11 protein-coding genes and 1 tRNA gene are annotated in these 12,305 nt (G+C 61.5%); 10 read left to right on the forward strand and 2 right to left on the reverse strand.

What is annotated here, in order from left to right; genetic code table 11:
- From alr to rnr, 4 genes are all read left to right on the forward strand, one after another.
- Positions 1 to 1,041, forward strand: coding sequence for an alanine racemase (gene alr / locus AMC99_RS05660; protein ID WP_061923936.1), 1,041 nt, complete (start codon positions 1 to 3; stop codon positions 1,039 to 1,041).
- 67 nt (positions 1,042 to 1,108) lie between these two features.
- Positions 1,109 to 1,666: a polyhydroxyalkanoate synthesis repressor PhaR gene (phaR, locus tag AMC99_RS05665; RefSeq protein ID WP_061927768.1), complete on the forward strand. Its 558-nt coding sequence runs from the start codon at positions 1,109 to 1,111 to the stop codon at positions 1,664 to 1,666.
- A 75-nt stretch (positions 1,667 to 1,741) separates the two neighbouring features.
- A complete protein-coding gene (gene proS / locus AMC99_RS05670) occupies positions 1,742 to 3,286 on the forward strand; it encodes a proline--tRNA ligase (protein ID WP_061923939.1) in 1,545 nt (514 codons plus the stop codon).
- Between the two features lie 32 nt (positions 3,287 to 3,318).
- Positions 3,319 to 5,643: a ribonuclease R gene (rnr, locus tag AMC99_RS05675; RefSeq protein ID WP_061923942.1), complete on the forward strand. Its 2,325-nt coding sequence runs from the start codon at positions 3,319 to 3,321 to the stop codon at positions 5,641 to 5,643.
- Between the two features lie 13 nt (positions 5,644 to 5,656).
- Here the strand turns inward: rnr and AMC99_RS05680 are convergent, their stop codons facing one another.
- A complete protein-coding gene (locus AMC99_RS05680; protein ID WP_061923944.1) occupies positions 5,657 to 6,103 on the reverse strand; it encodes a universal stress protein in 447 nt (148 codons plus the stop codon).
- A gap of 123 nt (positions 6,104 to 6,226) precedes the next feature.
- Here AMC99_RS05680 and AMC99_RS05685 point away from each other — a divergent pair, with 123 nt between their 5' ends.
- The 6 genes from AMC99_RS05685 to AMC99_RS05710 all read left to right on the forward strand — a co-directional run bounded on the left by AMC99_RS05685 (position 6,227) and on the right by AMC99_RS05710 (position 12,124).
- Positions 6,227 to 7,525, forward strand: a complete 1,299-nt coding sequence (locus tag AMC99_RS05685; protein WP_061923947.1) for a pyruvate dehydrogenase complex dihydrolipoamide acetyltransferase — start codon at positions 6,227 to 6,229, stop codon at positions 7,523 to 7,525.
- Complete coding sequence (locus tag AMC99_RS05690) at positions 7,522 to 7,938, forward strand: hypothetical protein (protein ID WP_157058262.1); 417 nt, start codon at positions 7,522 to 7,524, stop codon at positions 7,936 to 7,938. Before AMC99_RS05685 ends, AMC99_RS05690 begins: the two co-directional genes overlap by 4 nt.
- On the forward strand, positions 7,931 to 8,308 hold the full coding sequence (locus AMC99_RS05695) for an acyl-CoA thioesterase (protein ID WP_083440101.1): 378 nt from the start codon (positions 7,931 to 7,933) through the stop codon (positions 8,306 to 8,308). Before AMC99_RS05690 ends, AMC99_RS05695 begins: the two co-directional genes overlap by 8 nt.
- The gene (locus tag AMC99_RS14110; RefSeq protein ID WP_061923955.1) at positions 8,305 to 8,655 is read left to right on the forward strand and encodes a hypothetical protein; all 351 of its coding nucleotides are present in this window, start codon (positions 8,305 to 8,307) and stop codon (positions 8,653 to 8,655) included. Before AMC99_RS05695 ends, AMC99_RS14110 begins: the two co-directional genes overlap by 4 nt.
- Positions 8,656 to 8,820: 165 nt before the next feature.
- Positions 8,821 to 10,233, forward strand: coding sequence for a dihydrolipoyl dehydrogenase (gene lpdA, locus AMC99_RS05705; RefSeq protein ID WP_061923959.1), 1,413 nt, complete (start codon positions 8,821 to 8,823; stop codon positions 10,231 to 10,233).
- Between the two features lie 28 nt (positions 10,234 to 10,261).
- The gene (locus tag AMC99_RS05710; RefSeq protein WP_061923964.1) at positions 10,262 to 12,124 is read left to right on the forward strand and encodes a cation:proton antiporter domain-containing protein; all 1,863 of its coding nucleotides are present in this window, start codon (positions 10,262 to 10,264) and stop codon (positions 12,122 to 12,124) included.
- A 16-nt stretch (positions 12,125 to 12,140) separates the two neighbouring features.
- Here the strand turns inward: AMC99_RS05710 and AMC99_RS05715 are convergent.
- Positions 12,141 to 12,230: transfer RNA gene (locus tag AMC99_RS05715), tRNA-Ser, on the reverse strand.
- Positions 12,231 to 12,305: the final 75 nt, after the last annotated feature.

The raw sequence follows: 12,305 nt of genomic DNA on the forward strand, positions 1-12,305 counted from the left end.
ATGACGCAAAAACCACCGCCGACATTGCGGCTCAGACTGGATACTTCGGCGCTGGCGGAAAACTGGCGCGCGCTTGATCGCATGTCGGGCAGCGCGAGGGCGGGCGCTGCAGTGAAAGCAGATTGCTATGGCCTAGGTGTCGATCGCTGCGTTCCCGTCCTACGCGATGCGGGCGCTGCGTCATTCTTCGTCGCGCATTGGAGCGAGGTCGAAATGGTAAGGCGGCATGTCGAGCCGGGTAGCATTGCCGTTCTGCATGGCCCCGTGCGTCCCGAGGATGCGGCATATGCATTTGCAACGGGCGTAGTGCCCGTGATTAACTCGCTCCATCAGGCGAAGGTCTGGCAAGATGCAGGGGGCGGGCCGTGCCACCTGATGGTCGATACCGGCATCAACCGACTCGGCCTTGGCATGCACGAGATAGGCAGCGAACTAGTCCAGTCACTGGATGTCCGTACTCTGATGTCGCACCTCGCCTGTGCCGATGAGGATAGCGGTATGAACGCGCAGCAGCTTGCGAAGTTTCGGGATGTCGTTGGTCAGATCGAACATCGCGAAGCAAGCCTGTCGAACAGCGCCGGTATCGCGCTTGGCAAGGACTACGCCTTCGATGTGACGCGCCCGGGCCTCGCGCTGTATGGCGGCGTTCCGCGTGCCGAATTGGAAGGGCAGATCGGGCAGGTCGCCTATCCGGAGGCCGCAATCATTCAGACGCGGCAGCTCGAAGCAGGAGATCGCGTCGGTTACAATGCGACCTTCACGGCCCAGCGCGCGATGCGTGTCGGCGTCGTATCGCTGGGGTATGCCGATGGCTTCCTGCGATGTTGGGGCGGGGCCCATGTCGTGCATGACGGGAAATGCCTCCCCATCCTCGGCAAGGTCTCGATGGACATGATCGTGATCGACCTGGAAAATGCACCTGATCTGCACGAGGGCGATTGGGTAAGTGCCGACTATTTCCTGCCCGATGCTGCGCAGCAAACCACTCTATCTCAATATGAATTACTGACCCTGCTCGGGACACGCCTGAAAGCGAAATAGCGCAATGTTGCGCTGCACATTGTGCAGGTGCTAAGCGTTGGGTGCAACTGCAACAGGACAGGCATCGATGGGGAAGAACACGGCACCGGGCGAACCGGTAATCGTCAAGAAATACGCCAACCGGCGGCTCTATAACACCAGCACTTCGAGTTATATCACGCTCGAGGATCTGGCCGGTATGGTACGCGACAATGTCGAGTTCCAGGTGCTCGATGCCAAATCGGGTGACGACATCACCCATTCGATCCTGACGCAGATCATCATGGATGAAGAGGCGAGCGGCGAACAGATGCTGCCTGTCAGTTTCCTGCGCCAGCTGATCAGCATGTACGGGAATTCCATGCAGTCGCTCATGCCGTCCTACCTCGAAGCGAGCATGGAAAACTTCCGCCAGAACCAGTCGAAGATTCGCGAGGCCTTTGAAAAGGGTATCAGCAACACGCCGCTCGCGAAGATTCATGAAACCAACATGGCGATGATGCGGGCCGCTGCCGACGTGCTGATGCCCGGCGCGGCGAAGGCGGCGGAAAAACCGGCTGCTTCGGAATCGCAGTCGAATGAAATCGACGCATTGCGCGCCCAGATGGCTGCCATGCAGAAGAAGCTGGACGAACTCGGCAAATAACGCGAACGGGCGCCTGACCAACGCCGAAGATTCGCACACGAGCCGGACAACGGCCGCACAGCAGGAAAACAACACGTGTCCAATATCCGCCACGCCCTCAACACCAAGCGCGAAGACGATTTTTCCGCATGGTACCAGGAAGTCATCTCTGCCGCCGACATGGCCGAGGATTCCGGCGTGCGCGGCTGCATGGTCATCAAGCCTTGGGGCTATGGAATCTGGGAACGTATCCAGCGCCTGATGGATGACAGGATCAAGGCTGCCGGCGTTCAGAACTGCTATTTCCCGATCTTCATCCCGCTCGCCAATTTCGAGCGCGAGGCCGAACACGTCGAAGGCTTTGCCAAGGAAATGGCAGTGGTGACCCATCACCGCCTTATTTCGGACGGGAAGGGCGGCCTGATGCCCGATCCCGAAGCCAAGCTGGAAGAGCCGCTGGTCGTGCGCCCGACGTCGGAAACAATCATCGGCGACGCGATGGCGCGCTGGGTGCAAAGCTGGCGCGACCTGCCGCTCCTCACCAACCAGTGGGCGAATGTGGTTCGTTGGGAAATGCGGACCCGCATGTTCCTGCGCACCAGCGAGTTCCTCTGGCAGGAAGGCCATACTGCGCACGAAAACCGTGAACAGGCTCTCGAAGAAACGCACCGTGCGCTCGAAATGTACCGGGCCTGTGCGGAAGAGGACATGGCTCTGCCGGTCATCGCGGGCGAGAAGCCCGAAAACGAGCGCTTTCCCGGCGCGGTCGAAACCTGGTCGATCGAAGCGATGATGCAGGATGGCAAGGCGCTGCAGGCCGGAACCAGCCACTATCTCGGCACCAATTTCGCCCATGCTGCCGGTATCAAGTACCAAGATCGCGAAGGTACGGAACAGTTCTGCCACACGACCAGCTGGGGCGTTTCGACGCGTATGATCGGCGGCGTCATCATGACGCATGGTGATGACGATGGTCTGCGCGTGCCGCCGCGCATTTCGCCGCAGCAGATCGTAATCCTGCCCATGCTTCGCGAAAAGCCCGAGGACGAAGAACTGCTCGCCTATTGCGAGGAAGTCCGTGCTTCACTTGCGGCCCAATCGGCTTGCGGCGAACCGATCCGCGTGTTGCTCGACAAGCGTCCGGGCAAGGCAGCGGGCAAGCGCTGGGACTGGGTACGCAAGGGCGCACCCATCATCGTCGAGGTCGGCCCCCGCGATATGGAAGGTGGCAAGGTCGCAGTGCTTCGCCGCGACAGGCTCTGGAACAGCGAAAACGGCAAGCCCGATTTCGCCTTCACCCCGCGCGATGAATTCAGCAGCCAGGCCGCTGCCATGCTCGAGGAAATTCAGCAGGGCATGTTCGAGCAGGCGCGCGAACGACGCGATGCGAATATCACCCGCGGTGTCGGATCACTCGACGAAATTGCCGCCTTCTATGACGGTTCGACCAAATATCCGGGATGGATCGAGGTTCAGTGGTCGAAGCCGACCGGAGATGCTCTCGATAAGGTCGTCGAGAAGCTCAAGGCGCACAAGCTGACCTTCCGCAATGTGCCACGCGATGCCGAACCTGCCGACGGCACATGCATTTTCACCGGGGAACCGGCGGTCGAACGTATCCTTGTCGCCAAGGCATATTGATCGCGGGGTCCCTCGTCACGATATGAGGGGCCATGAATAAAAATAAGAAACAGCCTCGGCGGCCTGAGGGCATGCCGAGCAAGGAACAAATCCTCGAATTCATCCAGACCTCCAACACCCCTGCCGGCAAGCGAGAAATCGCCAAGGCCTTTGGGTTGAAGGGGCAGGAAAAGATCACCCTCAAGCGCGTGCTGAAGGACATGGCCGAAGAAGGCCTGATCGACGGCAAGAAGACCGCCTATCATCGCATGGGCGGGGTACCCAAGGTCACCGTGCTCCGCATTGTCGAGATCGACGATGGCGACGTTATCGCCATTCCGGACAATTGGTCGGACGATGCGCCGGACAAGCCGCCGCGTCTCGTGATGAAGGAAATGAAGGGCAAGGGCGGCAAGTCCGGGCCAGCGCTGAAACGCGGGGACCGCGTCCTTTCCCGCACCGAAGAAACCGAACGCGGATGGATCGCCCATCCGATGAAGAAGCTCCCCGCCCGCACAGAAGGGCTGATGGGGGTCGTCGAACTGGATGGCAGTGGCAAGGCCTGGCTTGCGCCGGTCGACAAGCGCATCCGCAATTCTTCGCCCGTGTCCGATCTCGGCGGGGCAGAGGCCGGCCAGCTCGTCATCGCAGAGCGCACCGGTAAGTCGGAACGCAGCGGCGTGCGGGTGACGGAAGTCGTCGGTGATCCGCTCGCTCCGCGCAGTTTCAGCCTGATCGCCATTGCCAAGCACGGCATTCCGCACATCTTCCCCGACGAAACGCTGGCAGAGGCAAAGCGTGCAGCGAACCTTCCTCTCAGCGAGAAACACCGCGAGGACCTTCGCGATGTGCCGATCGTTGCGATCGATCCGGCCGATGCCCGCGATCATGACGATGCCATCTGGGCCTCACCCGCCGATGACGGCGGTTACGAGGCGATCATCGCCATTGCCGATGTCAGCTATTACGTCCGTCCCGGCGGGGCACTCGACCGCGAGGCCCGCAAGCGCGGCAATTCGGTCTATTTCCCGGACCGCGTCGTTCCGATGCTGCCGGAGGTCCTGTCTGCCGACGTCTGCTCGCTCAAACAGGGCGAGGATCGCGCCGCGATGGCATGCCACATCAGGATCTCGCCGGAAGGGAAGGTAACCTCCTGGCGCTTCACCCGCGCCATCGTCCGCATTGCCCACAACATCGCGTACGAGGATGCGCAGGCCCAGATCGATGACGGTTCGGCGCCAGAATATCTCGTGAACCTCTGGGGTGCATGGAAGCTGCTGTCGGCAGCGCGTGAGGCGCGAGACCCGCTCGAGCTCGAATTGCCCGAACGCCGCGTCATCCTCGACGAGAAGGGACAGATTGCCGAAATCGCCGTGCGCGAACGGCTCGATGCCCACCGCGTAGTCGAGGATTTCATGATTGCGGCCAATGTCGCTGCGGCGAAGGCCTTGGAGGCCAAAACGGCGCCGGTCGTCTATCGCGTGCACGAACCGCCAAGCCGCGAGAAGCTGATCGCGCTTCGCGAATATCTCGGCACGCTCGGCCGCAAGCTGGCGCTGGGCCAGGTCGTTACGCCAAGCCTGTTCAACCGCATGCTGAAGGACGTGACCGACGAAGCCGAGAAGGCGCAGGTGATGGAGGCCGTTCTCCGCACCCAGATGCAGGCTTATTACGGGCCCACGAACGCAGGCCACTTCGGCCTCGCACTCGGGAGCTATGCGCACTTCACCTCGCCGATCCGCCGCTATTCCGACCTTCTGGTGCACCGCGCGCTGGTCGACGCCTACAAGCTGGAACAACCCAAGGCGCCATCTGGCATCCCCGAAACGACCGGGCTTTCGGACCGCGACAGGCAGTCACTGCAGCAGGTAGCCGATGCGATCAGCCAAGCCGAACGGCGCGCGATGGAGGCGGAACGCGATACGATCGACCGCTATGTTGCCGCCTGGCTTTCGGGCCGTGTGGGCGAGACATTCGACACCCGCATCACCGGGGTCCAGAGCTTCGGCTTCTTCGCCACCATCGTCGGCCTTGGCGGCGACGGGCTCGTCCCGGTCTCGACGCTTGGGCGCGAACATTTTCGCTATGATGAGGCGGCGCAGGCGCTGGTCGGATCCGAAAGCGGCACCCGCTATGCTTCGGGCGATCGTCTGAAGCTGGAGCTGGCCGAAGCTAACCCGCTCACCGGCGCGCTAAAGTTCGAAGTTCCCGGCAGCGATGGCGGCGGGATCGAGCGACGGGGCAACCGGCCACCGCCGCGCAACAAGCCGACACGCGGCGGTCCCAAGAAGGGGAAGGGTGCACCGCGCCAGTCCCACGACCAGGGCAAGCGCGGGCGCCCCGGCAACATTCGCCACCAGGGACGCAAGAAACGCTGACGCGGCAGCAGCGTCAGATCTTGTCTTCGGTTTCCTCGTATCCCTCGGGAATGATGTAGAGCGGGCAGGGCAGCGTGCCTGCGTGCGCGGAGAAGTGCGATACCAGCGGTCCCGGCGCGCCGCCCGACGCGGCCCCCAGGACCAGCGCGGCCACTTCGTTGTGTTCGTCGAGGAATTCCTGGATCAGCCTCTGGCCGGTGCCGACGCGGACCGAGATCGCCGGCATGATGCCGGATTCGCTCAGCAAATTGCCCGCGGCCCCATGCGCCAGCATTTCGGCGCGGTCGCGTGCCTCCTGCTCTATCGTCGCCTGAACACCGCCGAATGCGCTGACATTCTGCTGCGGGACGAGGGCAAGGATATGCACCGCCCCGTCGACGGCCGCAGCGCGATGCGCGGCGAAACGCATGGCGGCGCTTGCCTCCTGCGTGTTGTCCATGATCACCAAGAATGTACGCATCTGACCCCTCGAATTGCTCGCACGGTATCTGCTGAAAACGTATTCTTCGCAAGAACCTTGCTCGTTGCGCGCTAATTCGCCAGAGACTTGCCGTAACGTAAGTTTGAAGGAACTACCTGCTCGATGCCGATCGAAATCAAGATGCCTGCGCTTTCCCCGACGATGGAAGAAGGGACGCTCGCCCGCTGGCTTGTGAAGGTCGGCGACACGGTGAATTCGGGCGACGTCATGGCCGAGATCGAGACGGACAAGGCGACGATGGAATTCGAAGCGGTGGATGAAGGCGTCATTGCCTCGATCGCCGTCGAAGAGGGGACCGAGAACGTCAAGGTCGGCACTGTCATCGCGGTGCTTGCAGAGGATGGCGAAGCCGTCGGTTCGGCTGCGAGCGCACCCAAGAGCGAAAGCAAGCCGGCGGAACCTGCCGCTGAAAAGGAAACGGCTCCGGCCCAAGCGCCCGCGCCAGCACCCGCCGCTTCATCCGCTCCTGCACCGGCTCCAACTCCGAAACCTTCGGGCGACCGGGTCATCGCGTCGCCGCTCGCGAAGCGCATTGCCGAGCAGAAGGGTATCGACCTGTCGGGTCTCACCGGTTCGGGGCCCAATGGCCGTATCGTCAAGGCAGACGTAGAGGGCGCGAAGCCAGGCGCATCTCCTGCGAAGGTCGAAGCTGCGGCACCGGCGCCAACGGCTGTTCCTACAAAGCCAGCAACGCTCGGCGGCGATCTCGATGCGCCTTACGAAGCGCAGAAGCTCAACAATGTCCGCAAGGTCATTGCGAAGCGCCTGACCGAAGCGAAGCAGACGATCCCGCACATCTACCTCACCGTGGACGTGCGCCTCGATGCGCTGCTCAAGCTGCGCGGCGAACTCAACAAGAGCCTCGAGGCGGACGGCGTGAAACTGTCGGTCAACGACCTGCTGATCAAGGCGCTCGCTCGTGCGCTCCAGCGCGTGCCGAAGTGCAACGTCAGCTTCCAGGGCGACGAGCTGTTCCAGTATGCCCGCGAGGATATCTCGGTCGCCGTGGCCGCGCCTTCGGGCCTCATCACCCCGATCATCCGAGACGCGGGCCGCAAGGGCCTCGCGCAGATCAGCACCGAGATGAAGGAGCTGGCGGGCAAGGCCAAGGACGGAAAACTGCAGCCGCATGAATTCCAGGGCGGTACCGCGAGCCTCTCCAACCTCGGCATGTTCGGCACCAAGCAGTTCGATGCTGTGATCAACCCGCCGCAGGCGATGATCCTCGCGGTCGGCGCGGGCGAACAGCGTCCGTGGGTGATCGACGGCGCATTGGGCGTCGCTACGGTGATGAGCGCCACGGGCAGCTTCGACCACCGCGCCATCGACGGTGCGGACGGGGCGGCGCTGATGCAGGCTTTCCAGCAGCTGGTCGAGAACCCGATGGGGCTGCTGGTTTGAGCCAGTATCGTCCTGTCGGAGTTTTTCTAGTTTGCCTTTTGGCAGCGAATTTCACAGCACTTGCAGCCTTTTTCATGCCCTTTCTGTTTGACGACATCGCGCGAGCGACCGTCAGCGAACTCATTTCAGGCATGATGTTTTTATCGATTTTTAGTTTGCCGATTACCCTCGTGGGAGGGCTGACATTCGGCTTGGGATTTTTGGCTCTGGCCCGCCGTTTTGACATTGCTCGATCCGTGGCTGCAATGACCGGTGTCGGCGCTGTAGCAGGCGCATTATATGCCCTTTCGGTCATGGTATTGCTGGGCGGATTGAGAGAGTCTTTTTTCGTGACGTGCTGTGCTGGACTAGTCGGGGGCGTAGTAGCCGCCATCACATGGACTGTGATGCAGGAACGCCATGCCAATGCCTGACCGCTCCCCCCTCATCCGCGTCACGGCCATGCCGACCGACCTCAACCCCTATGGCGGGGTGTTCGGCGGGTGGCTGATGAGCCAGATGGCGCTCGGCGCCGGTTCGCTCGCGAGCCGCGAGGGAAAGGGCAAGGCGGTGGTCGTCTCTGCCACGGATTTCGCATTTCCCGGCGCGATGCAGGTAGGCGACGAGCTCTCGGTCTATTGCGAGATCGCGGCGAGGGGCAACACCTCGCTCTCCATCACCGCCGAAGCCATCGCCCGAGAGCGTAACGGCGAAGCCGAGACCAAGGTGGCGCAGGGCACATTCAAATTCGTGCTGCTGGACGAGAATAACCGTCCGCGTGCGGTGTCGCAGGCATTGGCGTGATAGAGGAAGAGAGCCGTGGCCCTTTCTGGGCAAGCGATGTTGCGCGGAAGGTCACAATTGGCCTTTTGGTGTTTCAACTCGCAGGCTGCGGCGTGGATCTGACGACATCTCAAACAAGCCTGATCTCAATTGTCTGCTTGGCGACCTTTCCTGACAATCCAGCCTTGGAGCGGGTTGGACTACTCATTTGGCTGACGCTGTCGCTTTCATGGATCGTAGGGTTTGTTGCGGTCTGGAGAGAGGCTATCAGACCGATTTATTGGTTACTCCTGATCGCGATTCCGATCGGCTTCGTCTCCCAGCAAGTTCTGCTTGAGAATAAAACGCTACACTGTGATGGGCCGTGATCGGTGTCCTACTCCCCCTCACTTGTGGCAAGCTGATCACATGATCCGCCGCATATTGACCCGCGAATACCTATTCCGCTTTCCCTTGCGAGAGCGGCCTGTTTTTGAAGTCATGGACAGTGTTCCATGTGTTCCATCGGTTCAGATTTAAGAGGTTCAAACTGAATGTCCGACCAGTATGACGTCATCGTTCTCGGCTCCGGACCCGGCGGTTATGTCGCGGCGATCCGCTGCGCGCAGCTGGGCCTGAAGACCGCCATCGTCGAACGCGAACTGCTTGGCGGCATCTGTTTGAACTGGGGCTGCATTCCGACCAAGGCGCTGCTGCGTAGCGCCGAGATCCTTCACTACGCCCAGCACGCGAGTGATTATGGACTGAAGATCGCGGGCAAGATCGAGGCGGACCTCGAAGCTGTGGTGAAGCGCAGCCGCGGCGTTGCCAAGCAGCTGAACCAGGGCGTCACGCACCTCATGAAGAAGAACAAGATCACCGTGCACATGGGTACGGGCACGCTGACCGGGCCGACCAGCCTGACCGTGAAGTCGGACAAGGGCGAGGAGAAGCTCACCGCCAAACACGTGATCGTCGCCACCGGCGCGCGCGCCCGCAACCTGCCGTTCGCCCCTGCCGACGGCAAGCGCGTGTGGACCTATCGCCATGCGATGACGCCCAGCGAAATGCCCAAGAAGCTGCTCGTGATAGGATCGGGCGCCATCGGGATCGAGTTTGCCAGCTTCTACAACGACATGGGCTGCGATGTGACCGTGGTCGAAATGCTCGACCGGATCGTGCCGGTTGAGGACAAGGACGTCTCCGTCTTCCTCGAGAAGAGCCTGACGAAGCAAGGCATGACGATCATGACCGGTGCGGGTGTCGAAGACATCAAGGTCACTGGCAGCGGCGTGAAGGCCAAGATCAAGGACAAGTCCGGCAAGGTCTCCGAAACCGAATTCAGCCACTGCATCACTGCCATCGGCATCGTGCCGAATACAGAGAACGTGGGCTTGGAAAAGCTGGCCGAAATGGACCGCGGCTTCATCCAGATCGATCCCTATGGTCGCACGAAGTCGAAGGGCCTGTGGGCCATCGGTGACTGCACGCCGGGACCCTGGCTGGCGCACAAGGCGAGCCATGAGGGCGTCACCACCGCCGAAGCGATCGCGAAGGAGCTGGGCAACAAGGACGTCCACCCGCACCCGCTGGATCGCGGCAACATCCCGGGCTGCACCTATTGCCACCCGCAGATCGCCAGCGTCGGCCTGACCGAGGCAAAGGCGAAGGAAGCTGGCTACGAGGTCAAGGCGGGCACGTTCCCATTCATCGGCAATGGCAAGGCCATCGCGCTGGGCGAGGCGGAAGGCTTCGTGAAGACCGTGTTCGATGCCAAGACCGGCGAACTCTTGGGCGCGCATATGGTCGGCGCGGAAGTGACAGAGATGATCCAGGGCTTCGTCGTCGGCAAGACGCTGGAGACGACCGAGGCGGAACTGATGAACACCGTGTTCCCGCACCCGACGATCTCGGAATCGATGCACGAAAGCGTCCTTGCTAGCTACGGGCGCGCGCTCCATATCTGACATTCGCTGCTGACAGGGGGAGGGCGAGTTGACCGGTTTCCTGATACTCGCTTTCGTGATCCTCGTCGCAGGGGTGCTTGCGGTTCCTGTAGCGACCAGGCTCGGTCTAGGGTCGGTGCTCGGCTATTTGCTGGCAGGCATGGCGATCAGTCCACTGCTCTCCGCACTGGGGGTCGATGTCGAGGCGCTGCAGGTCTTTGCCGAATTCGGCGTCGTGATGATGCTGTTCATCGTCGGGCTCGAACTGGAACCCAAGCGGCTGTGGGCGATGCGCGGCAAACTGCTGGGCCTCGGCGGCAGTCAGATAGTGCTCACAACGCTGGCGATCGCGGGCATTGCCCTGCTCGACCACCAGCCTTGGCAGACGGCGCTTGCGATCGGCATGGTCCTCGCACTTTCCTCAACCGCCATCATCATCCAGTCGCTTACCGAAAAGGGACTGCTCAGGAGCGAGGGCGGCGAAGCCAGCTTTTCCGTCCTGTTGATGCAGGACGTGGCGGTCATCCCGATCCTTGCCATCGTCCCGCTGCTCGCCATGCCCGAGCTCGCCAGCGTAGCCGCGCATTCTGGGGGCGAGGGGGCGCATGGAGGCGGACTGGATCTGACAGAGAACATGAGCGGGTGGGGTGCGGCAATCGCACGTATCGCGGCAGTCGGGGCGGTGCTGTTCTTCGGTGCCTATGTGACCCGCCCGCTGTTCCGCTTCATCGCCGGGACGAACTTGCGCGAACTGTTCACCGCGGCCGGCCTTCTGGTCGTAATCGGCATCGCCTTGTTGATGACATTGGTGGGCCTCTCACCGGCGCTCGGCACGTTCATCGCAGGCGTCGTCCTCGCCACCAGCGAGTACAGGCACGAGCTCGAGAGCGACATAAACCCGTTCAAGGGACTGCTGCTCGGCTTGTTCTTCATCACGGTAGGCGCTGGTATCGATTTCGGCCTTGCGTCCGAGATGATCGGCGATGTCCTGTTCTGGGCGTTTGTGACGATTGCGACGAAATTCGTCGTGCTCTTCACGATCGGTTGGCTTTATGGGCTGCGCAAGCAATCACTGTGGCTGTTTGCACTCAGCCTGCCGCAAGCGGGCGAGTTTGCCTTCGTCCTGATCAGCTTTGCCGTCGCCAATGCCGTCTTCGGTCGCGATCTTGCCGACCTGCTGCTGTTGATCGTCGCGCTGACCATGCTGGTCACTCCGCTGCTGTTCATCCTCTACGACAAGGTCGTCGAGCGCATTTATTGCGGGGCGACAGAGCGCGAACCTGACGCCATCGACGAAAAGAACGACATCATCCTGGCAGGACGCGGCCGGGTCGGCGGGCTGATCGACAGGATCCTGGACGCGGCAGGGTACAAGGCGACAGTCATCGATTACGATTCCAGCCATCTCGAAATCCTCAAGAAGTTCGGCGTGAAAAGCTATTTCGGCGACGCGACAAGGCCTGACCTGCTCGAGAGCGCAGGCATAGCGAACGCCAAACTGCTGGTCGTTGCGCTCGACGAGAAAGAGCAGATCGACAAGCTGGTCGGTTATGCCAGCAAGACGTACCCCGATCTTCATGTGACGGCCCGCGCGATCGACCGCGATCACGTTTACAAACTCTGGTCACTGGGGTGCCGCGATATCATCCGCGAGACCTATGATGGTTCGATGCGGATGGGGCGTTCCGCGCTCGAAGCACTTGGCCACGACCGGCAAGAGGCGCAGGCGATGGTCGACGCGTTCGAGGAAATGGATCGCAGCTCGATGCGCGAAATCGCCGATGCCTATCGGGTCGATACGCCTGCGCACGAAAACGAGGAGCTTCTCGCGAAAATCCGGGAGCTGCGCTCGGAATGGGACCCCAAGCTGCGGGAGCAGATGGACGAGATCACCAAGCGGCGACGGAGCTGATCGAACTGGTGAGAAGTGGCGGACAGGGTGGGATTCGAACCCACGAAGGGCTTGCACCCTTGCCGGTTTTCAAGACCGGTGCATTCAACCGCTCTGCCACCTGTCCGCTTGGCGCCGCTCGCTAGCCTTTGTTGCGATACTTGTCATCCGCAAACGCCAAAAACACACCACGCGATCATGT

The sequence above is a fragment of the Altererythrobacter epoxidivorans genome (assembly GCF_001281485.1).
Classification (GTDB): domain Bacteria; phylum Pseudomonadota; class Alphaproteobacteria; order Sphingomonadales; family Sphingomonadaceae; genus Erythrobacter; species Erythrobacter epoxidivorans.

What these genes read in the sequence shown, in the direction of transcription:
- alr (WP_061923936.1), top strand. Translation starts at nt 1, where the DNA reads ATGACGCAAAAACCACCGCCGACATTGCGGCTCAGACTGGATACTTCG.
- phaR (WP_061927768.1), top strand. Translation starts at nt 1,109, where the DNA reads ATGGGGAAGAACACGGCACCGGGCGAACCGGTAATCGTCAAGAAATAC.
- rnr (WP_061923942.1), top strand. Translation starts at nt 3,319, where the DNA reads ATGAATAAAAATAAGAAACAGCCTCGGCGGCCTGAGGGCATGCCGAGC.
- AMC99_RS05680 (WP_061923944.1), bottom strand. Translation starts at nt 6,103, where the DNA reads ATGCGTACATTCTTGGTGATCATGGACAACACGCAGGAGGCAAGCGCC.
- AMC99_RS05685 (WP_061923947.1), top strand. Translation starts at nt 6,227, where the DNA reads ATGCCGATCGAAATCAAGATGCCTGCGCTTTCCCCGACGATGGAAGAA.
- AMC99_RS05695 (WP_083440101.1), top strand. Translation starts at nt 7,931, where the DNA reads ATGCCTGACCGCTCCCCCCTCATCCGCGTCACGGCCATGCCGACCGAC.
- lpdA (WP_061923959.1), top strand. Translation starts at nt 8,821, where the DNA reads ATGTCCGACCAGTATGACGTCATCGTTCTCGGCTCCGGACCCGGCGGT.